We start from the raw sequence: 22,258 nt of genomic DNA on the forward strand, positions 1-22,258 counted from the left end.
GGAGTAGCAGAGTTAGTGATAGTCCACGATTTCGACTTTCTCAGGACCCTTGTCGGTCCATATAAAGCAGATACGCTATTGAGCGTTGATGCGAATGCCGTGCCATCCCGTTCGATCGTCCATCTTCAAACGACAATTACCATGGCATCACCCCACTCGCTTGTTTGCCTAACACTATAACTGCCATCTCCTGTGTCACACCAATCCCTCCTAATGTCAAAATTGTCCTACTTGAGTAGAACTTGCTGTTCTACTAAAATAGAACTTATCGAGTTTTGGGTAAACGTAAACAGGAGGCGTCCATGCTTCAAACTCTACGCAAGGCGGGCGGCTCGCTTGTAATGACCGTCCCCAAGGTATTTGTTGATCAGAACAGCCTGATCGACGGTTCTCAGGTTGAGCTTCATCTTCAGGGAAAGAAAATGACTGTCGAGGCACCTAGCCGACCGCACTATAGGCTGGCCGACTTGATGGCAGAAATGCCCGAAGGGCTGCCTCGTGCCGAGGGCTGGGAGAAAATGCCTGCCGTTGGGCTGGAGAACGGTTAATGGCGTACGTGCCCAATCGTGGCGATATCGTGCATCTGGATTTCGACCCATCCTCAGGCCGAGAGATGCAAGGGCCGCACTTCGGTCTTGTGCTGAGTGGCAAAGTCTTCAACCAGCAAGGGTTGGCGATGATTTGCCCGATATCGCAGGGGGCTGCCGCAGCGGCCAGAACCTACGGCACGGTGGTCACGTTGATTGGGGCGGGCACGGATACCCAGGGTGCTGTTCACTGTCATCAGTTGAAGTCGCTGGATTGGCGCGCCCGCAAAGTGCACCTCAAGGAAGCCGTACCGCAGTTCATCGTTGATGAAGTCTTGGCCAGAATCGAAGCCATTTTGTTTGAGTGACAAGGTCTGGGCGACCGTCTCTTCCTTTGCCCCCCCCTTAGAGCTGCTGCGGCAGCCGGCTCAAACGCATCACACTGGCCAATTTTTATGCGGTGCATGCAAGTCTTTGATCAGATAGAAGATTCATGGATAACCCTGGGCTTATCCATGAGCTTGTCCACAGTCCTCGTGGACAACTCCGGCACGGTAAAATTCCCCGACGCTCATCCATAAGAAAACGGCCTACATCATGGAACAATTCCGAACCTTCTGGGCATCCATGCCTGACTTTCAAGACGCCGCTGTGCATCTGGCTGCCACGCTGCTCATCCTGATCATCGGCTGGATGATCTCCAATTTGCTGGGCCGCCTGGTGCGCCGCCTGGCCGATCATTCATCGCGCATTGATCTCACCGTCGTCCCGATTCTGCGCAGTGTGACCGTCTGGTCCGTGCGTACGGTCGTGCTGCTGGCGGTGCTGGCCCGCCTGGGCGTGCAGACGGCCAGCCTGGTGGCGATGCTGGGCGCTTCCGCTCTGGCCATCGGCCTGGCCTTGCAGGGGACTTTGCAGAATTTCGCTGCTGGCATCATGTTGCTGCTGCTGCGCCCGGTGCGGGCGGGCGAATTCGTCTCGGTGGAAGGCAAGGGCTCAGGCACGGTCGATGAGATCGGTCTGTTCATGACGCGGCTGGTCCAGGCCGATGGCATTCATCTGCTGCTGCCCAATTCCCTGGTCTGGGGCAATCCCATCGTCAACTACAGCCGCAACCAGACTCGCCGCTTGGACGTGATGCTGGGGGTGCGCCACGACGATGATCTGGAATCCGCCCTGGCGACCTTGCGGCGGCTGGTGGATCAGCATGCGGATGTGCTCAAGGACCCCGTGCCGGAAGTCATGGTGATGGAATACCGGGACAGCACGGTGATGCTGAATATCCGGGTGTGGACGCTGTCGGACAAATACTGGGACGTCCGGTTCGATTTGCAGCGCCGGGCGCCGCAGGCGCTGCGGGATGCGGGCATGCGCAGCCCGATTCCGCTGCGCGAGGTGCGCACCACAGCGGATGCGGCTTAATCCACCATCCGGTTCAGGCGTTCTACATCCAGCGGGCGCTGACCGTTTTCGACCCGCTGGCCCAGGTCTTCCATGGCCTGGCACAGACGGTGAATACGTTTGTCCTGCTGCGCGGTGTGATTGATCAGTTCGTGCAGCACCTTGACCAGGGGATCGTCGTCCGTGCGGCCCACGCCATAGGCGGCGAAGTTGTCCGCTGGATCGGCCTTGGCAGGGCTGCTGTCGTCGACCGGCCGGCTGCGCTGCAGGAGTTCCTGCAGAGGCCGTGCGGTCCAGTCGGATTGGCAGGGCAGGTCGTCTGGGGCCGCCGGGCTTGATGCGGGTTCTGCGTCGGCGGCATCATCTGCTTTGTGGTCCTGGGGCAGGATGATGCGGGCCGGATTGCCCACTGCGGTCGCGCCGGCGGGGACAGGCTTGATCACCACGGCGTTGGACCCGATACGGGCGTGGGCGCCGACGGTGAATCCGCCCAGGATTTGCGCGCCGGCGCCGACCACGACGCCGGTTTCCAGAGTAGGGTGGCGTTTCTCGCCTTTGTACAGGCGGGTGCCGCCCAGGGTGACGCCTTGGTAGATCGTGCAGTCATCGCCGATTTCGGCGGTTTCTCCGATCACCACGCCAAAGCCGTGATCGATGAACACGCGCCGCCCGATCACCGCGCCCGGGTGGATTTCAATGCCCGTCAGCATGCGTCCCAGATGCGAGATGAAACGCCCCGCCCAGTACCAATTGCGCCGCCACAGGCCGTGCGCCACGCGGTGGATCAGGATGGCATGCAGGCCGGGATAACAGGTCAGGATCTCGAAGCGGCTGCGGGCGGCCGGATCGCGTTCGTGGATGCAGGCGAGTTCTTCGCGTAGCTGTTCAAACATCATGATTCAGGCAGGATCCTGGGGGTGGGCTAGTCGGGCTGTGCGGATCATGGCGGTGCACAGGCCGCGCAGCATGTCCACTTCGTCGGTGCTCAGGCGGGAGCGTGTCCACATCTGGCGCATGCGCGGCGCCAATTTTTTGGGGTGCTGCGGGTCCAGGAATTCGATCGCGATCAGCGCCTGTTCGAAATGATCCAGCAGGGCCTGGACACGGTCGCTGCCGGCCAGATCCGCGCCGGCGTCGTGGCGCCCGTGGGTCTCGGGCAGGCGGGCCTGATGGGTCAGCGGCAGCAGCGCGTAGCGCATTTCCCAGGCTGCCAGTTGCAGCGCCTGCGACACGTTCAGGGAACTATAGACCGGATTGGCCGGTATGTGGCAAACCTGCTGACACAGCATGATGTCGTCGTTGGACAGACCGGATCGTTCCGTGCCCACCACGATCGCGATCCGGGATTCGGCGCGTGTCAGTTCGGCAGCCGACTGCGTTGCGGCTTCGCGGATGTCGCAGGGCGGGGGGCCTAGCGCCCGCGCCCTGGCGGTCAGGGCAAAAGCCAGGGTGGTCGCACCCAGGGCCTCGGCCAGGCTGTCGTGGATGCGGGCATGTTCCAGTACGTCGCCCGCGCCGCTGGCCAGCGCCTGAGCGTCCGGGTGGCGCAGGATGTCGGGGTCGCCCGGGGCGACCAGGCGCAGGTCGTGAAAGCCCATCGTCTTGATGGCCCGCGCCGCCGATCCGACGTTGCCAGGATGGCTGGGGCTGACCATGATGAAGCAGGTTCGCGCAAAGATATCCTGCTCGCGAAGCGCCGAATCGGAGGAAATTGGTAGAGTCATCTAAAATGGAGTACTTGTTACCTGTGATCTTTGGAAACCTATGCATCCGATGCTTAACACCGCCATCAAGGCGGCGCGCCGCGCAGGCGCCATCATCAACCGCGCCAGTCTGGACCTCGAACGCCTCAACGTAGCGCGTAAAGGCCCCAAAGACTACGTGACCGAGGTCGATCGCGCTGCCGAGGAATCCATTATCGACATTTTACGCACAGCGTATCCCGAACATGGTTTTCTGGGCGAGGAATCCGGCGCGCATGCCGGGGCTGGCGGCGCCGAACCCGAATTCCGCTGGGTGATCGACCCCCTGGACGGCACCACCAATTTCATCCACGGTTTTCAGCACTACGCGGTGTCCATCGCGCTGCTGCACAATGGGCAGGCAGTGCATGCGGTGGTCTACGATCCGTCGCGCAATGAAATGTTTACGGCCAGCCGCGGCAGCGGCGCTTTCCTGAATGATCGCCGGGTGCGGGTGTCATCGTGCCTGCGCTACCACGAGGCTTTGCTGGCCTCGCACATCCCCCAATCCACCGCGCTGCCGGCAGGCTCGCCTTACATGCCGCTGCTCTCTGATTGCGCTGCCGCTCGGCGCACGGGTTCCACGGTGCTGGATCTGGCCTGGGTCGCCAGCGGGCGGCTGGACGGCTTTTGCGGCGTCGGCCTGAAACCCTGGGATATGGCTGCAGGCAACCTGCTCATCCTGGAATCCGGCGGTCTGGTGGCGGATTTCCAGGGGGAACAGGGCTGGCTGGCGTCCGGCAACGTGCTGGCGGCTGCCCCCAAGATCTTCACACAGATGTTGACCCGCTTGCAGGCCTGATAAGGAAACATGATGGAATGGTTGCTGGATCCGGCAGCCTGGGTGGGCTTGTTCACCCTGATAGTCCTGGAAATCGTCCTGGGCATCGACAATCTGGTCTTTATCGCCATTTTGGTCGACAAGCTTCCCCACAAAGAACGCGATCGGGCCAGGGTCCTGGGCCTGAGCCTGGCGCTGATCATGCGGCTGTTGCTGCTGACCCTGATGTCCCATCTGGTCAAGCTGACCACTCCTTTGTTTCACCTGGGAGACATGGGATTTTCCGGGCGCGATCTGATCCTGATCGTCGGCGGGTTTTTTCTGCTCTTCAAAGGCACCTTCGAGCTGCATGACCGCATCGAGGGGCGCACGCAGCATGCCACCGGGTCGCGCATCCATGCCGGTTTCGGGGTGATCGTCACCCAGATCGTCATTCTGGATGCGGTGTTCTCCATCGATTCCGTGATCACCGCCGTCGGGATGGTGGATCATCTGGCGATCATGATGGCGGCGGTGATCATCGCCATGGGCATCATGCTGGTGGCGTCCAAGCCGCTCACCGCCTTCGTCAATGCGCATCAGACCGTCGTCATCTTGTGCCTGGGCTTCTTGTTGACCATCGGCTTTTCGCTGGTCGCAGACGGGTTCAAATTCGCGGTGCCCAAGGGCTATCTGTATGCCGCCATCATGTTCTCCGTCCTGATCGAGGCCCTGAATCAGTGGGCCAAGCGCAATGTGCGCCGGGCGGAAATGCGGCGGCCCCTGCGCGAACGCACGGCTGAAACGGTGCTGCTGATGTTGGGGCGCAAGCCCTTGGTCGGCCCGGAACCTGAATTCGATCAGGCCACCACCCAGCCGTTGCAGGCCTTTGTCGACGAGGAACGCAATATGGTCAGCGGCGTACTCACGCTCAGCGACCGCAATGTGCATTCGGTCATGACCCCGCGCACGGACGTCTCCTGGATCAATCTGGAATCGTCTCCCGAAGAACTGCGTGAACAGTTGATCCGGGAACCCCACAGCTTTTTCCCGGTGTGCCGGGGCACGCTGGACGAAGTCGCGGGGGTGGGCAGGGCCAAGGAACTGCTGCTGGATTTGCTGGAACACGGCCATATCCGCGAAACCCGCTTGCGCGAGCCGATCATCGTGCACGAGACCATCCAGATCCTGCAGCTGATGGAAACGCTCAAACGCGCCCATGGCTTGCTGGTGCTGGTGGCCGATGAATTCGGCTCTATCGTCGGTGTGGTGACGCCCATCGATATCTTCGAAGCCATCGCCGGCGAATTCCCCGACGAGGACGAGGCCCCGGACATCATCGATCAGGGGCATGGCCGCTGGCGGGTGGATGGCGCAGCCGACCTGCATCACCTGGAACAGATCCTGCACACCGACGGCCTGGTGGGTGATGACGAGGAATACTCCACCCTCGCCGGTTATCTGCTCAGCCGTTTCGGGCGTCTGCCCGAGGTCGGCGACCAGTGCGAGCTGGTGCATGACTATGATGGGTTTCGCTTCACGGTCGCCGCGTTGGAAGGCCGCCGGATCGCCGCCGTGCAGATCGAACGTTTGCCCTTGCCGGGCGCGGAACCGGATGTCGAGGTCTTAGGCTGAAGCGGGCCAGGGGTGCAGGCGCACCCCGTCAGTCGCCGAAATCGAAATCCAGCCGCCACGGGACGGCTGGGCATGGTCGTATTCCCAATCGGGCAGTACGTATCGCTGCGCGCGGCGGCCATCCATATCCAGCGTATGCACCGCAGGCCGGTGCGTGTGTCCGTGTATCAGCACGTCGCAGCCCGCCGTTCGCAGCGCCTGCGTGATCGCGTCGGCATTGACGTCCATGATCCGCTGCGGCTTGCCCTGCTGGGCCTGACGGCTGCGGGATCGCGCCCAGTCGGCGATGCCGCGCCGCAGCGGTAGCGGCAGAGCCAGAAAGACGGACTGAATCCAGGGGGTGCGCACGATGCGCCGGAAGCGTTGGTAGGTCAGGTCGTCCGTGCAATACTCATCGCCGTGCGCCAGCAGAATGGGGCCGGCATCTGTGTTCAGCAGGACAGGGGCTGCGATCAGGCGCGCACCCAGCGATTGCGCCAAGGCATCGCCCATCAGGAAATCGCGATTGCCCTGGACCAGCCAGACGGGGATGGTGTGCGCGGTCAGGCGCAGTTCGCGCAACGCGGTATCCAGCCAGGCGGGTGGCTGGCGCAGGGCGTGATCGTCGCCGATCCAGGCATCGAAAATATCCCCGCACAGGATCAGGGCTTGCGCCTGGGTGCGGGCTTGCGCCAGAAAATCATAAAAGGCGCGAGCCGTCTGGGGAACGGCTGCGCCCAGGTGGATGTCCGAGGCGATCCAGAGATCGCCAGGCAGCGCCGCCTTATTCAACCAGCGTCGCGCTTTCGATGATCACGTCCTCGACGGGGACGTCCTGGTGAAAGCCTTTGCTGCCGGTCTTGACCTTTTTGATCTCGTCGACGACTTCGGTCCCTTCGATGACGCGGCCAAAGACAGCGTAGCCCCAGCCGTTGGACGTGGGGGCGGTGAAGTTCAGGAAGTCGTTGTCCGACACGTTGATGAAGAACTGCGCGGTGGCCGAATGCGGGTCGGACGTGCGGGCCATGGCCAGCGTGTAGCGATCGTTCTTCAGGCCGTTGTTGGCTTCGTTTTCGACGGGGGCATGAGTTTGCTTCTGTTTCATGCCGGCTTCAAAGCCGCCGCCTTGAATCATGAAGTTGTTGATGACGCGGTGAAAAACCGTGCCGTTGTAGAAGCCTTCCTGGACATAGCGCAGGAAGTTTTCGACCGTTTTGGGAGCCTTTTCGGCGTCCAGCTCGATCAGCATGTCGCCCTTGTTGGTGTGCAGCTTGACGTGCGGATTTGTGCTCATGGATGTGCCTTGGGTAGAGGGGGTAGGGTTGGTCTGGGCGCTAGACAGGCCAGGGGCCAGGATCAGGGCGCAGCCCAGGCTGAGGACGCGCATCCCGGTCAGGATGCGTGGAAATGACAATGGATGGGACATGAAATGGTACGCGGAAATGAAGAAGTCAGTTGGACGCCGGTGCCGGCGCGGCGGAAGGCTGGCCTTGTGCGGCACGCGCCTTGGCAAAGGATTCCTGGGCGAGCGCCATCTGCACGTGGCCCCGGTTTTCCAGGGCGGGGGCGAATGACGGGTCCGATGCCAGGGCCATGTTCAGGGCATTGAGGGCCAGCTGCAACTGGCCCTGGCGGACGTGTTCGATAGCCAGGGCATTCCAGGGTTCGGGCAGTTCGGGGTAGTTTTCAGTCATGGAACGCCACAGGCTCTGGGCCTGGTCATGCCGGCCCAGTGCCGCCAGGGCGCGGGCTTTTTGGTATTCCAGCTGGACGTCCGCGCCGATGGGGGCATCGGCGGCGCGCGCGGATTCGCGCTTTTGGATCAGGTCCAGCGCGTCCTGGGCGTGACCGCCGTCGATCAGGGCGGCGATGTGCGTCGTCACCTGCGAGGGCGTCAGGGGAATCCCGGTATTGACCGATGGGGTGACTTTCTGCAGCAGGTCGGCAAAGGCTTGCCAGCCGCCGTCGGGCGTTTCCGCCTGGGTGAATTCCCCGGTGGCCGGATCGAAGGTCAGGTCTTGGATCGTCGTCGCGGACGCGTTAGTATCAGGGGATGCGCCATGAGCCGGCCCCGCAGTCAGGCCGGCGCACACAGTCACGAGAATTAGAAAAAAACGGATCACAACACGTAGCGCCTAATGAGAGGGGTTTCAGAGATGAGGCCAGGGGACGGTATACTTAGCAGCTCATTTTACATCCCATCGCGTCGCCAGCGAGCCTGGCGCGCCGGGGTGGCTTGACCCTTATCAGACCACTATGCTGCACATTTATAACACCCTTTCGCGCCAGAAAACCCCGTTCAAGACAGCGGAATCCGGGGTGGTGCGGATGTATGTCTGCGGCATGACGGTCTATGATTTTTGTCACCTGGGCCATGCACGCATGCTGGTCAGCTTCGACGTGGTGCAGCGCTGGCTGCGCGCGTCCGGCTATCAGGTGCGCTACGTGCGCAACATCACCGACATCGACGACAAGATCATCCGCCGCGCCGTCGAGCGCGGGGTGCCGATCAGCACGCTGACCGAATTCTTCATCGCCGCCATGCACGCCGACGAACGCGCGCTGAATGTGCAGGCCCCGGATGACGAACCCCGCGCCACTGAACACGTGGCCGGCATGCTCGACATCATCGGCGTGCTGCAGGAAAAAGGCTTGGCCTATCAGGGCGGCGATGGCGACGTCAATTTTTCCGTGCGCAAATTTCCCGGCTACGGCAAATTATCCGGCAAATCGTTGGATGATCTGCGGGCGGGCGAACGGATTGCCGTGTCCGCCGGCAAACAGGACCCGCTGGATTTCGTGCTGTGGAAATCGGCCAAGCCCGATGAGCCTGCCGACACCCGCTGGGATTCTCCCTATGGGCCGGGGCGTCCGGGCTGGCACATCGAATGTTCGGCCATGAGCCGCAGCCTGCTGGGCATGCCGCTCGATATCCACGGTGGCGGACCAGATCTGAAATTTCCCCACCACGAAAACGAAATCGCCCAAAGCGAGGGCGCTTTCGGCGGCACGCTGGCGACCACCTGGATGCACTGCGGGCCGATGATGGTCGATGACGACAAGATGTCCAAATCTCTGGGCAATTTCCGTCGCATCCGCGATACGGTGGGCAACGCGGTGGCCGATGATGCCGCCAACTACACGGCCAATCCCCGCGAATCGGAAATGCTGCGGTTTTTCCTGGTGCGCAGCCACTACCGCAGCGTGCAGAACTACACGCCCGACAATCTGCAGGATGCCCAGCATGCGCTGGACCGCCTGTACCAGGCGCTGGCCAATGTGCCGCCGGCGTCTGTGACGATCGATTGGCAATCGCCCCAGGCGCAGGCCTTTCGCCAGGCCATGGATGATGATTTCAATACGGCGGGCGCTGTGGCGGTGCTGTTCGACCTGGCCAATCAGGCCAATCGCGATGCCGATGCCCAGGCCAGCGGCCTGTTGCGCGCGCTGGGTGGCGTGTTGGGCCTGCTGCAGGCTGATCCGCAGACCTATCTGCAATCGTCCACCCGGTTTCTGGCCGGGGCGGCGCAGGCGGCCCAGTTGTCGGCGCAGGCCATCGAGGCCCTGATTACCCAGCGCGCCCAGGCCAAGGCCGCGCGCGACTTTGCGCTTGCCGATCAGATTCGTGCCGATTTGCGCGCGCAGGGTGTGGAACTCGCCGATGCGGCGGGCGGCGCAACGCAATGGCGGCGGGTATAACATGGATATGTCTTATCCCGAATCCCGGATTCAGCGCCCCGTCTACTGGACGCAAGCCTGCCAGGATCTCATGCAGCGCGACCGCATCTTGCGCAAATTGATTCCGCTGTACCGCCAAGAATGCATTCAGGCGCACCAGGGCCCGTATGAGACCCTGATCCGGATCATCGTGGGTCAGCAGGTTTCTCTCGCGCTGGGGCGCAAACTATGGCATCAACTGGCGCAGGCTTGCGGCCAGGACCTGAATCCGGACTGCATTCTGGCGCATTCCGAATCCGATCTGCGGGCGATGGGCCTGTCTTTGCGCAAAGCCCAGTACGTCCGTGATGCCGCCCAGTACTTCAAACAGGGCGATCGCCTGGACCCGGACTGGTGGCAGGCGCAGGATGACGCTGCGGTCATGACGCAGCTATGCGACATCCGCGGGGTGGGGCGCTGGTCGGCAGAAATGTTCTTGATTTTCTTCCTGGGCCGCCCCGATGTGCTGCCCTTGGACGACACGGCCTTGCTCAAGGCCATTTCTCATCATTACTTCAGCGGCGAACCTGTGTCGCGTTTCGAGGCCCGCGAAGTCGCGCAGGCCTGGGCGCCGTGGCGCACAGTCGCCAGCTGGCACTTATGGCGCAGCATGGATGCCGCTGCCGTCGAATATTGATTTTTCCATTCTGGAAATCCCGTTCCCATGCGAAATACCTTTCTTGAATTCGAACAGCCCCTGGCCGAACTAGAGCAGAAAATCGAAGAACTGCGCTACGTGCAGACGGACTCCGCAGTGGATATCTCCGAAGAAGTCGGGCGTCTGCAGCAGAAAAGTCAGTCGCTGGCCAAAAGCATCTATGCCAAGCTGACCCCGTGGCAGACCGCGCTGGTGGCCCGCCATCCGCAGCGGCCTTACACGATGGATTATGTGCAGGCCCTGTTCACCGATTTCCACGAACTGCATGGCGACCGCATGTACGCGGATGATCAGTCCATCATCGGCGGGCTGGCGCGGTTCAACGGCACGCCTTGCATGGTGATCGGCCACCAGAAAGGCCGCGACACCAAAGAGCGCGCCATGCGCAATTTCGGCATGCCGCTGCCCGAAGGCTATCGCAAGGCCCTGCGTCTGATGCGTCTGGCCGAGAAATTCCGCCTGCCTGTCTTTACCTTTGTCGACACGCCGGGCGCCTATCCGGGCGTGGGCGCCGAAGAGCGCGGCCAGTCCGAAGCCATCGGCCACAATCTGTTCGCCATGGCGGGTTTGAAAGTGCCCATCATCGTCACCATCATCGGCGAGGGCGGGTCGGGCGGCGCGCTGGCGATTGCCGTGGGCGATACCGTCATGATGTTGCAGTACGCCACCTATGCGGTGATCTCCCCCGAAGGCTGCGCCTCCATTCTGTGGCGTAGCGCCGACAAGGCGGCCACCGCTGCAGAAGCCCTGGCCATCACGGCGCCGCGCCTGAAGGACCTGGGTTTGATCGACCGCGTGGTCAACGAACCGGTCGGCGGCGCCCATCGCGACCCGGACACCATGGCCCGCCAATTGCATCGCGCCCTGGCCGATGCGCTACGCGAGCTATCCGGTCTGGATACGGAAGAACTGCTGCGCCGTCGCCTGGAACGCATCCAGGCCTACGGGCGCTTCCAGGAAGCGCGCTGACCGGTTTCCGGCCTGATGCGGTGATGCTGCATTGCATTCGCGCGCCGCTCGCGCCCCGATCCCCTGGGACACGCCATGAATGCTGATCCTGCCGGGCAGTGGCGCGCCGCTTGCGATGATCGCCTGTTGTCCGCCCTGCGTCGGGCATGGGGCGATCTGCCTGCCGACGCCGGGATCGGGGTGGCGCTGAGCGCCGGGGCGGATTCCGCCATGCTGGCCTTGCATGCCGCCGTTGTCGTAGCCGGTACGGGCAAGCCCCTGCATTGCTTTCATATTCATCATGGTCTGCAGCTGGCGGCGGACGGCTGGCTGTTGCAGGCGCATCGCCTGGCCGGCCTGCTGGGCGCGTCCTGTCATAGCCGGCGTGTGCAGGTCGCCATCCAGGGTGATGGCATGGAAGCGGCAGCCCGTTCTGCGCGCTATGCCGCTCTGGACGAGCTGGCGGATCATGCCGGCGTGGGGTGCGTGTTGCTGGCGCATCATCAGGACGATCAGGCGGAAACCGTCTTGCTGCGGCTGTTGCGCGGCGCCGGGCCATTGGGTCTGGCCGCCATGTCCCCAGTGATGCAGCGTCAGGGGCGGACGTATTGCCGGCCTTGGCTGGATCAGCCCAGGGATCGGATCTTGCAGGCTGCCGACCGGTTTGCGGCCTTGAGCGGCTGGCATGCGGTGCAGGATCCCAGCAATCTGGATGCGCGCTACAAGCGGGCCGCCCTGCGTCAGGATTTGGCCCCTGTGCTGGATGCGCACTGGCCGGCCTGGCGTCAGGCCTTGACCCGGCATGCCCATCAGGCGCAGGATTTGGACCTATGGGCGCAGGATGCCGCCCGTCAGGACTGGCTGACGCTGGGCCTTTTTGGGGATGACGCCAGTTTTTCCCTGGCGGCCTGGAGGGAACTGCCCGCCGTGCGGCAGGCGCCGGCCCTGCGATTCTGGTTGCGGGAACAGGGTCTGCGCATGCCGACCGAGGCGCGTTTGCAAGCCTGGCTGAAACAATTGCGCGAGGTCCATGCGCTGGGACATGACCGCCAAGTGCGCCTGCGCCACGAAAAACACTGGATCGTGGTGCAAAAAGGCCGTGTTCGGCTGGTATCGGACCTGCCTGACGGAAACATCCGTAAAACCCAGTTAGAATAATCAGCTTGTTTTCCTGCCTGCGGGGGTTTGTTTCTCGCAGCGTTTCACTGCCTATCCATCATGCTCATCGTCCAGAAATACGGCGGCACCTCCATGGGTTCCGTCGAACGCATTCAGAACGTCGCCCGGCGCGTGGCCAAATGGCATGCCGCTGGTCATCAGGTCGTGGTCGTGCCCTCGGCCATGTCGGGGGAAACCAACCGCTTGTTGGGTCTGGCAAAGGAAATTTCTCCCCAGCCCGATCTGCGCGAATTGGACATGCTGGCCGCGACCGGCGAACAGGCCAGCAGCGCCTTGTTGGCCATCGCCTTGATGCGCCAGGGGGTGGCTGCCCGCAGCTACGCCGGCTGGCAGGTGCCGGTGCGCACCGACAGTTCCTACACCAAGGCGCGCATCAAATCGATTGATGACGCCAGGGTGCGGGCCGATCTGGATGCCGGACGGGTGGTCATCATCACCGGCTTTCAGGGCATTGACGATGACGGTCACATCACCACGCTGGGGCGGGGCGGTTCGGACACGTCCGCCGTGGCGGTGGCCGCTGCCATGAAGGCCGATGAATGTTTGATTTTCACGGACGTCGACGGCGTCTACACCACCGATCCGCGCGTGGTGCCGGAAGCCCGCCGCATGAACGTGATTTCCTTCGAGGAAATGCTGGAAATGGCCTCGTTGGGGTCTAAAGTCCTGCAGATCCGTTCCGTGGAATTCGCCGGCAAATATCAGGTGCCCCTGCGCGTACTGTCGTCTCTGACCGATCCCCTGATTCCGGTCGAGGTGGAAATGCATTCGGGCACGCTCATTACTTTCGAGGAAGATCACAAAATGGAATCCGCCGTTGTCTCCGGCATCGCCTTCAGCCGCGACGAAGCCAAAGTCACCCTGCGCAATGTCCCCGACACTCCGGGCGTGGCCTATTCGATCCTGGGGCCGGTGGCGGCTGCCAATATCGACGTCGACATGATCCTGCAAAACATCTCGCAGCAGGGCATGACCGACTTTTCCTTCACGGTGAACCGCAACGACTTTGCGCGCACCCTGGACCTGCTGGCCAACCAGGTCGGCCCGACCGTCGGCGCGGGCGACGTGGTGTCCGACGACAAAGTCGCGAAAGTGTCCATCGTCGGTATCGGCATGCGCAGCCATGTCGGTGTGGCCAGCTTGATGTTCCGCACCCTGGCCGAAGAAGGCATCAACATCCAGATGATCAGCACGTCTGAAATCAAGACGTCCGTGCTGATCAACGATAAATACATGGAACTGGCCGTGCGCGCTTTGCACAAGGCCTTCGAACTGGACCAGGAACCGGTCAAGGTCGAGGCTGAAGCCTGACGGATTCCTATGCTAGAATGCCGGTCTTGCTGGAGACGTGGCCGAGTGGTTGAAGGTACTCCCCTGCTAAGGGAGCATGCGGCTTATACCCGCATCGAGGGTTCGAATCCCTCCGTCTCCGCCAGCATTGATAAAGCCCCGAGATTGTTCGGGGCTTTATTTTTTCTGCGCACGATAGCTGACAAGGGTCGGTGGAAGCCCCCGGCTTGTCGTCAAAACCAGGGAACCATGTTGTCGTGTTCGTACATCGGGTCGGGTCCTGGGTGAAATTTCGTCACCTGATCGCCGTCGCGGCCCATGAAGACGTACATCAGCGAATTCCAGACGTGATCCTGTTTGTAGCGGTAGCTCCAGACAACCTGGCGAACATTGGGCAGGCCGGCTGAATCGATCACAGCGGGCGGGCCGAACTCGCAGCGCACCTGATCTGCCGTCCAGACGCCTTGTTTCAGCACCTGGAAATGCTCATCCGTCAGGATGGGCTGGACCGGCCCGACCTTGCCTTGGGGATCCACGCTGGCCGCCCAGGCGTATTGCCCGAACGGTTGCTGGGACCAGATTGCGCGGGCTTGTCCTTGGCGGTCCGTGCATTGCAGGGTCGGTGCGCCAAATTGCGCCGTCACCTGGGCTAGAGGCGTGCCTGGCGGCGTTTTGCTGATATTGGCGCAGCCGGCCAGCAGCAGGCTGGCGGTCGCGGTCAGGGCGATCAAAAAGACGGGGCGATGCAGCATACGGATCTCTGGCGGCGAATGACGGTCACAGCAGTCAGCATATCCCGAAAGCGCCCTGGCGCGAATACCCTACAATCAGCGCAGAACCCGCCGGCAGGGGGCTGGACGGGGCGGCATGGCGCAGGACACGAGCTTTCCTGCCCGCAGACCAGGAGAGGATCGTGGTATCGACCTTCATGCAGACCGTTCGCATCCGCACCGACGCGGCCATCGCTTCAGGGGATTTGCAGCCCATCCAGGCCGAGCAGGTCGTGTTGCAGGATCAGGGGCTGTCTTTCATTGTGCGCTGGGTGGCGGCGTTGGCCGCCAAGGACGCGGCAAGCAAACCGGGCTCTCAGGGTGCAGGCAGCGCATCCGCCGCCACGACGCTGCCGGGCGGGCCGCGTGACCCGAGCTTCAATCCTTTCCTGAATCCTGATCCCGCCCTGTTGGTCGGTCCGGTGGGCGACCACCATGTCGCCATCCTGAATAAATTCCCCGTCTGTCTGCACCATCTGGTGCTGGCACGGCGTGAATTTGCGGAACAATGTTCGCCGCTGGAGGCCATTGATTTTCAAGCGTTGGCGACGGTGCTGTCCGCCGAAGGCGGCCTGGGTTTCTACAACGGCGGCGCCGCCGCCGGCGCCAGCCAGCGGCATAAACACGTGCAGTGGATCCCCCCGTCAGACCAGAATGCATCCTTGCAGGCGCTGGGGGCGGGCATGTCGGATGATCTGGCGCCGGGGACGATGACCCGTCATCCGGCGCTGCCGTTGGCACATCGTTTCGTGCGCGTTGCGGCAGGACGGGGGGCGGATGTGCGGGCCTCTGCCGACAGCATGTTGAGGGCGTTTAGTCAAGCATGCGCCGCCTTGGATTTGCAAGTAGACACTGCCGGATTGTTGCCGCCTTGTAACATGCTGGTGGGGGATGACTGGATGTTGGTGCTGCCGCGCAGCCAGGAACACTTCCAGGGGGTGTCGGTCAATGCCTTGTCTTTTGGCGGCACTATTTATGTACGAAATGTGGCGCAAATAGATGCTATTCGTCATACTGGACCATTGCAGGTTCTGGCCAGCGTGGCGCTGCCTGCGCAGTAGTCAACCAGGTTTTAACAATTGTTAACCTCATTTATTTGTTTTTGATCGGTGTCAATACTGGTCACAAGCATGTCTAGTTTGTACAATGCAACGGTATTTGCAACACATAACTCAAAGATAAGACGCAAGTTCATGCTTCAAGAACACTGGCCGGAAGCCGGTGGCTCCGACTTGCCAATGGGCGCTCGCCCAGGTGCTCCCGATGTTTTGATGACACTGGTGTTGTTGTGGTCTTTTGACCGCTTCAGTATTACACCGGGCACGCATGGCTCTCTCGATTTTTGCCGTTCAGGACTCACATTCCGTCGTGTTCGTGTGTAGTTGATTCTGTTTTTTCTGGCGATACAAATCGTATTGTTCGTCCGGACGCGATCAAAACGCTCCCATGCGATTCAGGTTGGCGTCTCAGAGGAGAATTTACACATGAAAAACCATAAAACTACCCTCACTGTCCTAGGCGCCGCTATTGCGCTGTCGTTTTCCACGATGGCGCTTGCCGAAAACACCACATTGTCGCAGGCAGTGGAATCGGCTGTGCTCAACAACCCCGAAGTCGGCGCTCAGTTCCAGAATTTCCAGTCTGGCCTGGAAGGCCAGAAGGTCGGGCGCGGTCGCTTGTTGCCCGAGGTCAATTTGCAAGGCTGGACGGGTCGCGAATGGCGCGGTAGCAGCAGCAATAGCGGTTCGACCGACTGGTCGCGTTCGGGTTACAGCCTGTCGCTGCGTCAGTTGCTGTTCGATGGTTTTTCGACGATCAATGACGTGCGCCAGCTGGGCTTTGAAAAGCTGGCCGACTATTACACGCTGAAGGCGACGGTGGATGACCTGGCCCGGCAGGCCTCCCAGGCGTACCTGGACGTGCAGCGCTACCGCGAACAGGTGCGTTTGGCTGAACAAAACTACAAGCTGCACACCGATATCCTCAAGCAGATCGCCGAACGCAGTGATTCCGGCGTGGGGCGCGGCGTAGACGAAGTCCAGGCGCAGGCGCGGGTGGCGCTGGCTCAGACCAATCTGATGACGGCCACCGGTAATCTGAATGACGTCACTCAGCGCTATCAACGGATCGTGGGCAAGGTGCCTGCGGACATGATGGCGGCAGCTCCCGATGTCGACAAAGACCTGCCCCAGGACCCGAAAGATTTCACGCAATCCGTGCGCGTGAACCCCACCGTTTTGGCCAAACAGGCGCTGGTGCAGGCGGCGGAGCGCGGCAAGGCATCCGCTCAGGGGCGTTTCTCGCCCACGCTGGAACTGCGGGCCGCGACCGGGCGTGACCGCTCCGATCCGCCCTACATCAATGACCAGTCGGTGCAAAGCTCCAACGTCCAGTTGATGGCGTCCTTCAATCTGTTCCGTGGCGGCGCCGATAGCGCCCGCGTGCGCCAGACGGCGGCCCAGACCTATGCCGCTCGCGACGTGCGCGACTACACCTGCCGCAATGTGCAGCAGGAACTCGCGATTGCCTGGAATAACGTCGTTCGTCTGCGTCAGCAGATGCCCTTCCTGCAGGCGCACGAGCGGGACATTTCCCAGGTCCGTGTGGCCTATCTGCAGCAGTTCAAGATCGGTCAGCGCACTTTGCTGGACTTGCTCGATACCGAAAGCGAATTGTTCGATGCCCGCCAGGCGCTGACCAATGGCGTCTTCGATCTGCGGGTCGCGGAATTCCAATGGCTCAGCCTGTCGCATCGCCTGTTGCCCGCCCTGAGCCTGGCCGATCCCTACCAGGAACAGCCTGACGAGGCCGCCAAACTGGAATTCCCCGACGAAATCCTCACGGCCTGCCTGACTCCCCTGCCGGATACCTCCAAGCTTCAGCCTGTCCAGGTCAACTACCAGGGCAATATGAAGCCGCCGGTCCTGACTCCGGCAGGTCAACCAGGTGCGCAAGGCGCATCCGGTTGGAATTAAACGGGGCTTTCACAGCGGGCCTCGACGGCCCGCATCCACTGCAAAGATTGGCATACTGTCTGACGACAGCTTGCCAGTCTTTCTGTGCCAAGGAACATGCTGATGGCTTCCGATCGCGACCGCATCAAACAGGATTTATCCGATCTGGATTCCGGCTTCATCCGGGTCCTGGAGGACCTGATCGACGCCTTGATAAACAACGGCTCTTTGCGCCTGACGGATCTGCCGCCACAAGCGCTCGAAAAACTGAACCAGCGCAAGAGCGCCCGTCAGCGTTTGCATGACGCGCTGGATCTGATTCCCGACGATGACGACACCTTCTGATGCTGCCATGGCTGCGCGCCCTGACCCTTTGCCATCCGATCACCCTGCTGCGCCCGCATCCAGCGAAAAACCGGCGCAACCCGATAGCGTGCGGTCCGAATCGGCGCATGAGCAGCCGGGCGCGACGCCGCACCAGCTGCATGATGACCCGCTGCTGAGCAGCCTGGTGCTGGTGACCCAGCTGCTGGGCCGTCCTTGCACGGCGCAGCAGCTGTCGTCCGGCCTGCCGCTGGTCGATCAGTGCCTGACGCCGTCCTTGCTGGCGCGGGCGGCGACCAGGGCGCAGTGCAGCTCGCGCATCGTGCGTCGCGCGCTGGGCGGTTGGTCGCGCAGTGTGTTCCCCGCCATCCTGTTCCTGAAGAATCAGCGCACCTGTGTACTGATCCGCGAACGCGCTGATCAGTATCTGGTGCAGTATCCCGAATCCCCCGAACCCGTCGAGGTTCACAAGACCGACCTGGAACTGGAATACGCCGGGCTGGCCGCCATCGTGCGGCCAGCCTACCGCACCGAGGACCGTACCCAGGACGCCCATATGCGGGCGCGCAGCGGCCACTGGTTCTGGGCTGCCATGCTGGGCAACTGGAAGCTGTACCGCGATGCCATCGCCGCCGCCGTGCTGATCAATATCTTCGCTTTGGTCATGCCGCTGTACACCATGAACATTTATGACCGCGTGATTCCCAATAGCGCGGTCGAGACCCTGTGGGCGCTGACCATCGGTATCGCGCTGGCCATGGTGTTCAATCTGGTGCTGACCGGCATTCGCGCCTATGTGGTCGACATCGCCAGCAAACGCGTCGATGTCGAATTGTCGTCGCGGATCATGGAACAGGTGCTGGATCTGCGCATGGAAAGCCGTCCTGTGTCGGTCGGCTCCTTTGCGTCGAACCTGCGGTCTTTCGAATCCGTGCGAGATTTCATCGCGTCCGCCAGTCTGACCACCCTGGTGGATCTGCCCTTCGTCATCCTGTTCCTGGTGGTGCTGGCCTGGATCTCGCCCTGGATGGTGGCGCCCCCCATCGTGGCCATCGTGATCATCCTGATCGTGTCCTTGTTTTCCCTGGCACGGGTCGAAAAAATGACCCTGGAATCCTTTCAGGCCGGGGCGCAGCGCAACGCCGGCCTGATCGAGGCCCTGAACGGCATGGAAACCGTCAAGGCCCTGAACGCCCAGAGCCATTCGCAGCGCATGTGGGAAGAATCCACCCGCTGGCTGGCCGAATTGGGGGCGCATATCAAACTGACCTCGTCGGTCACGGTCAGTTTCGTGCAGACCTGCCAGCAGTTGGTCAATATCAGCGTGGTGGTGATCGGCGTCTATCTGGTCAAAGACGGCATGACCATGGGCGGCATCATCGCTGCGTCCATGATTTCCGGGCGCTGTCTGGCCCCGCTGGGGCAGGTTGTGGGCCTGATGATGCAATATCACAACGCCAAGGCATCCCTGAAATCCATCGATAACTATATGGCCATGCCGGTCGAACGGCCCGCAGGTCATGCCTTCATGCCGCGCACGCAACTGCGGGGCGGCATCGAATTCCAGGGGGTGACGTTCGCCTATCCCAATACTCAGGCGGCGGTGCTGGACAATGTCAGCTTCCGCGTTCAGCCAGGGGAAAAGATCGGCATCATCGGGCGTATCGGGTCGGGTAAGACCACCCTGGAAAAACTGATTCTGAAACTGTATGCGCCGTTGCAGGGGGCGATCCTGATCGATGGCGTCGATCTGAACCAGATCGACCCCGCTGATGTGCGCCGCACGATCGGCTATGTGCCCCAGGACCCGGTGCTGTTCTACGGCACTCTCAGACACAATCTGACCATCGCATCGCCGTTTGCCACCGACGAAGACGTATTGCGGGCGGCCCAACTGGCAGGTGTGGACGAATTCGCCGCCAGCCATCCGGAAGGCTACAACATGATCGTGGGTGAACGCGGCGATTCACTGTCCGGCGGACAGCGCCAGTCTATCGCCATCGCCCGCGCCCTGGTCAATGATCCCCAGATCCTGCTGCTGGACGAGCCCAGCAGCAATATGGATCACCAGAGCGAATCCCAGTTGAAGGCCCGCCTCAAAGCCGCCAGCCAGGGCAAGACCATGATTCTGGTCACGCACCGTACTTCTTTGCTGGATCTGGTGGACAGATTGATGGTCGTGGATCATGGGCGCATCGTGGCCGATGGCCCCAAGGCGCAGGTGGTCGAAGCCTTGCGCCAGGGCCGTATCGGCGGCGCCCGCAGGAGCTGATCATCATGGAATTCTTGCGCCATTGGTTTGATCGCTTGCGCGTCCCCTTCGCTTCTGAACAGCGGGGAGGCGACCGGGACATGATCGGGGACGCCAACTGGGCGCTCAGCCAGCAGCGCACCCGGGGGTCGCGTCTGCTGATCTGGGTGTCTCTGCTGACACTGGCTGTTCTGCTGTTTTGGGCCTCCACTGCGGAAATCGACGAAGTCGTGCGCGGCGAGGGCAAAGTCGTGCCGTCCCGCCAGGTGCAGGTCGTGCAAAGCCTGGATGGCGGGGTGGTGCAGGAAATCCTGGTGCGTCCGGGCGACAAAGTCATCAAGGACCAGGTGCTGCTGCGCATCGACCCGACGCGGTACTCCTCGTCGCTGGGCGAGAACCGGGCCGAGTCCCTGGCCCTGAAGGCCAAGGTCGCGCGTCTGGAAGCCATCGCCAACGACAGCCCCTTTCAGGCGCCGCCCGACGTCGTCGAGCAAGTCCCGCAGTTGGCGGAACAGGAACGCAACGTCTGGCAGGCGCGCACTCGCGAACTGAGCGCCAATCTGGAAGTCGCCAAGGAACAACTGAATCAACGTCAGCAGGAATTGCGCTCTACCATCGCCAACCGCGATCAAGCCGCCACGGCCTGCAGCCTGTCGTCGCGTGAATATTCCATGACCAAACCGCTGCTGGCCAGTGGCGCCGTATCCCAAGTGGATCTGCTGCGCCTGCAGCGCGACGTGGCGAAATTCTGCGGAGACCAGAAATCCGCTGCCGCCCAGATCGACAAGATCCAGGCCGGCATCCAGGAAGCCGAGGCCAAGCTCAATGAAACCGAGGTCACTTTCCGCAATCAGGCGCGCACGGAACTGTCCGATACCAGGGCAAAATTATCCACCCTGCTGGAAAGCCAGATCGCCCTGGCGGATCGCGTCACCTCGTCCAACATCCGATCGCCCGTCAACGGCACGGTCAAGACCCTGACGGCCAACACCATTGGCGGTGTCGTTCAACCGGGCAAGGACATCATGGAAATCGTGCCGTCCGACGACTCCCTGCTGCTGGAAGTCAAAGTCAATCCGCGTGATATCGGTTTTCTGTATCCCAGCCAGACAGCCGAGGTCAAATTCACGGCCTATGATTTTTCCATCTATGGCGGCCTGCAGGGTCGCGTGGAGGAAATCGGCGCGGATTCCATCACCGACGAAAAAGGCAATTCCTATTATCTGGTCAAGGTCCGCACGGATAAATCCTACGTCGGCAGCGACGAACGGCCCATCATCCCTGGGATGATGGCCGAAGTTCATATCCTGACGGGCAAACGTACCTTGATGCAGTATCTGCTGAAACCCGTTTTGCGAGCGCATTCCAACGCGTTCCGCGAACGTTGAGGGGGAATGATCATGACGTTACCGGTCCTGTTGCTCACTGCGGACGCGTCGCTCTACCGGCATTGGTCCGGCCTGACGGACGTGGGCTGGGCGCCGGCCCACGGCACCCGGCTGGCCGATCTGGCCCCCTGGGGCCGGCGGGGCGTGCTGGTCGTCATGGACGCTCGTCTGCTGCCTACCGCTGATGCATCGGTCCCGCCCATCCCCGCCGGCCTGCAGATCGTGGTGGCAAGCACCCATCCTGGCGACCCCGAAGGCCAGCGCGCCCTGGTGGCCGGCGCCGTCGGCTATGTGCATGCCTATATGCCGGTTCAGGGCCTGGACCGGGTCCTGCGGCACGTCATGGGGGGCGAGATCTGGGTCGGTAAAAGCATGCTGACCCGGATGCTCAGCCAGATCGGCCAGGCTGTGCCCGAACCCGATCAGGATTGGGCGCGAGACCTGACCGTGCGCGAACGCGACGTCGCCCGCTACGTGGCCCAGGGCCATTCAAATCAATCCATCGCCGACAGCCTGGGCATCACCGAACGCACGGTGCGGGCCCATATTTCCGCCATTTTTGAAAAAATGGGCGTCACCGATCGCCTGATGCTGGCGCTGCGGGTGCATGGAATCGACCAGCATGCCCCGCGCGGGGTGGATGTGTGACCTGAAGACGGATGAAAGGGTCACAGTGGCCTGGTACTGGCCCCCAGCCGCAAAAAACGGTTCAAAACGATTTTTTGCCATTTTTAA

22 protein-coding genes and 1 tRNA gene are annotated in these 22,258 nt (G+C 61.8%); 17 read left to right on the forward strand and 6 right to left on the reverse strand.

Annotated elements, in window-relative coordinates:
* The first annotated feature begins 302 nt into the window (after positions 1-302).
* The 3 genes from WBF69_RS01240 (at position 303) to WBF69_RS01250 (ending at position 1,949) form a co-directional block, all read left to right on the forward strand.
* Entirely contained in the window at positions 303-548 is a 246-nt protein-coding gene (locus tag WBF69_RS01240) for an AbrB/MazE/SpoVT family DNA-binding domain-containing protein (RefSeq protein ID WP_424260405.1), read from the forward strand.
* Entirely contained in the window at positions 548-895 is a 348-nt protein-coding gene (locus WBF69_RS01245) for a type II toxin-antitoxin system PemK/MazF family toxin (RefSeq protein WP_424260407.1), read from the forward strand. Before WBF69_RS01240 ends, WBF69_RS01245 begins: the two co-directional genes overlap by 1 nt.
* 226 nt (positions 896-1,121) lie before the next feature.
* Positions 1,122-1,949 carry a mechanosensitive ion channel family protein gene (locus WBF69_RS01250; RefSeq protein WP_424260438.1) on the forward strand — a complete coding sequence of 276 codons (828 nt, stop codon included), beginning with the start codon at positions 1,122-1,124 and terminating at the stop codon, positions 1,947-1,949.
* Here WBF69_RS01250 and cysE read toward each other — a convergent pair.
* Together cysE and WBF69_RS01260 are read right to left on the reverse strand one after the other, a co-directional pair.
* Positions 1,946-2,821, reverse strand: coding sequence for a serine O-acetyltransferase (gene cysE, locus WBF69_RS01255; protein WP_424260440.1), 876 nt, complete (start codon positions 2,819-2,821; stop codon positions 1,946-1,948). The genes WBF69_RS01250 and cysE overlap by 4 nt on opposite strands.
* Before the next feature lie 6 nt (positions 2,822-2,827).
* Positions 2,828-3,652 carry an RNA methyltransferase gene (locus WBF69_RS01260; RefSeq protein ID WP_424260409.1) on the reverse strand — a complete coding sequence of 275 codons (825 nt, stop codon included), beginning with the start codon at positions 3,650-3,652 and terminating at the stop codon, positions 2,828-2,830.
* A gap of 40 nt (positions 3,653-3,692) precedes the next feature.
* Between WBF69_RS01260 and WBF69_RS01265 the strand changes: the two genes are divergently transcribed.
* Positions 3,693-4,472: an inositol monophosphatase family protein gene (locus WBF69_RS01265; RefSeq protein WP_424260411.1), complete on the forward strand. Its 780-nt coding sequence runs from the start codon at positions 3,693-3,695 to the stop codon at positions 4,470-4,472.
* 12 nt (positions 4,473-4,484) lie between these two features.
* The gene (locus tag WBF69_RS01270; protein ID WP_424260442.1) at positions 4,485-6,065 is read left to right on the forward strand and encodes a TerC family protein; all 1,581 of its coding nucleotides are present in this window, start codon (positions 4,485-4,487) and stop codon (positions 6,063-6,065) included.
* On the opposite strand, the gene WBF69_RS01275 is transcribed toward WBF69_RS01270, so the two are convergent.
* The 3 genes from WBF69_RS01275 to WBF69_RS01285 form a co-directional block, all read right to left on the reverse strand.
* Positions 6,057-6,836 carry a UDP-2,3-diacylglucosamine diphosphatase gene (locus WBF69_RS01275; protein ID WP_424260413.1) on the reverse strand — a complete coding sequence of 260 codons (780 nt, stop codon included), beginning with the start codon at positions 6,834-6,836 and terminating at the stop codon, positions 6,057-6,059. The two genes, WBF69_RS01270 and WBF69_RS01275, sit on opposite strands and share 9 nt — an antisense overlap.
* Positions 6,829-7,338, reverse strand: a complete 510-nt coding sequence (locus WBF69_RS01280) for a peptidylprolyl isomerase (protein WP_424260444.1) — start codon at positions 7,336-7,338, stop codon at positions 6,829-6,831. The genes WBF69_RS01275 and WBF69_RS01280 overlap by 8 nt, the downstream gene beginning before the upstream one ends.
* 157 nt (positions 7,339-7,495) lie before the next feature.
* On the reverse strand, positions 7,496-8,143 hold the full coding sequence (locus WBF69_RS01285) for a tetratricopeptide repeat protein (protein WP_424260414.1): 648 nt from the start codon (positions 8,141-8,143) through the stop codon (positions 7,496-7,498).
* Positions 8,144-8,300: 157 nt separating this feature from the next.
* On the opposite strand from WBF69_RS01285, the gene cysS reads away from it, so the two are divergent.
* The 6 genes from cysS to WBF69_RS01315 all read left to right on the forward strand — a co-directional run bounded on the left by cysS (position 8,301) and on the right by WBF69_RS01315 (position 13,981).
* On the forward strand, positions 8,301-9,743 hold the full coding sequence (gene cysS / locus WBF69_RS01290) for a cysteine--tRNA ligase (RefSeq protein WP_424260416.1): 1,443 nt from the start codon (positions 8,301-8,303) through the stop codon (positions 9,741-9,743).
* Between the two features lie 7 nt (positions 9,744-9,750).
* Positions 9,751-10,398: a DNA-3-methyladenine glycosylase family protein gene (locus WBF69_RS01295; RefSeq protein WP_424260446.1), complete on the forward strand. Its 648-nt coding sequence runs from the start codon at positions 9,751-9,753 to the stop codon at positions 10,396-10,398.
* Between the two features lie 27 nt (positions 10,399-10,425).
* Positions 10,426-11,388: an acetyl-CoA carboxylase carboxyltransferase subunit alpha gene (locus WBF69_RS01300; RefSeq protein WP_424260418.1), complete on the forward strand. Its 963-nt coding sequence runs from the start codon at positions 10,426-10,428 to the stop codon at positions 11,386-11,388.
* 75 nt (positions 11,389-11,463) lie between these two features.
* The gene (gene tilS / locus WBF69_RS01305; RefSeq protein WP_424260420.1) at positions 11,464-12,525 is read left to right on the forward strand and encodes a tRNA lysidine(34) synthetase TilS; all 1,062 of its coding nucleotides are present in this window, start codon (positions 11,464-11,466) and stop codon (positions 12,523-12,525) included.
* A gap of 57 nt (positions 12,526-12,582) precedes the next feature.
* On the forward strand, positions 12,583-13,857 hold the full coding sequence (locus WBF69_RS01310; protein WP_424260448.1) for an aspartate kinase: 1,275 nt from the start codon (positions 12,583-12,585) through the stop codon (positions 13,855-13,857).
* 31 nt (positions 13,858-13,888) lie between these two features.
* Positions 13,889-13,981 (forward strand) — tRNA-Ser (locus WBF69_RS01315).
* An 88-nt stretch (positions 13,982-14,069) separates the two neighbouring features.
* Here WBF69_RS01315 and WBF69_RS01320 read toward each other — a convergent pair.
* Positions 14,070-14,588: a hypothetical protein gene (locus WBF69_RS01320; RefSeq protein ID WP_424260422.1), complete on the reverse strand. Its 519-nt coding sequence runs from the start codon at positions 14,586-14,588 to the stop codon at positions 14,070-14,072.
* A gap of 161 nt (positions 14,589-14,749) precedes the next feature.
* Here WBF69_RS01320 and WBF69_RS01325 point away from each other — a divergent pair, with 161 nt between their 5' ends.
* From WBF69_RS01325 to WBF69_RS01350, 6 genes are all read left to right on the forward strand, one after another.
* Complete coding sequence (locus tag WBF69_RS01325; protein ID WP_424260424.1) at positions 14,750-15,667, forward strand: ATP adenylyltransferase family protein; 918 nt, start codon at positions 14,750-14,752, stop codon at positions 15,665-15,667.
* A gap of 423 nt (positions 15,668-16,090) precedes the next feature.
* Entirely contained in the window at positions 16,091-17,581 is a 1,491-nt protein-coding gene (locus tag WBF69_RS01330; protein ID WP_424260426.1) for a TolC family outer membrane protein, read from the forward strand.
* A gap of 102 nt (positions 17,582-17,683) precedes the next feature.
* Positions 17,684-17,905: a hypothetical protein gene (locus WBF69_RS01335; RefSeq protein WP_424260427.1), complete on the forward strand. Its 222-nt coding sequence runs from the start codon at positions 17,684-17,686 to the stop codon at positions 17,903-17,905.
* A gap of 7 nt (positions 17,906-17,912) precedes the next feature.
* Positions 17,913-20,156, forward strand: a complete 2,244-nt coding sequence (locus tag WBF69_RS01340) for a type I secretion system permease/ATPase (protein WP_424260428.1) — start codon at positions 17,913-17,915, stop codon at positions 20,154-20,156.
* Between the two features lie 80 nt (positions 20,157-20,236).
* Positions 20,237-21,523: an HlyD family type I secretion periplasmic adaptor subunit gene (locus WBF69_RS01345; RefSeq protein WP_424260450.1), complete on the forward strand. Its 1,287-nt coding sequence runs from the start codon at positions 20,237-20,239 to the stop codon at positions 21,521-21,523.
* Positions 21,524-21,535: 12 nt separating this feature from the next.
* The gene (locus WBF69_RS01350; RefSeq protein ID WP_424260430.1) at positions 21,536-22,171 is read left to right on the forward strand and encodes a helix-turn-helix transcriptional regulator; all 636 of its coding nucleotides are present in this window, start codon (positions 21,536-21,538) and stop codon (positions 22,169-22,171) included.
* The last annotated feature ends 87 nt before the right edge of the window (positions 22,172-22,258 follow it).

The sequence above is a fragment of the Castellaniella sp. genome (assembly GCF_049673105.1).
Taxonomy (GTDB): Bacteria; Pseudomonadota; Gammaproteobacteria; order Burkholderiales; family Burkholderiaceae_B; genus Castellaniella.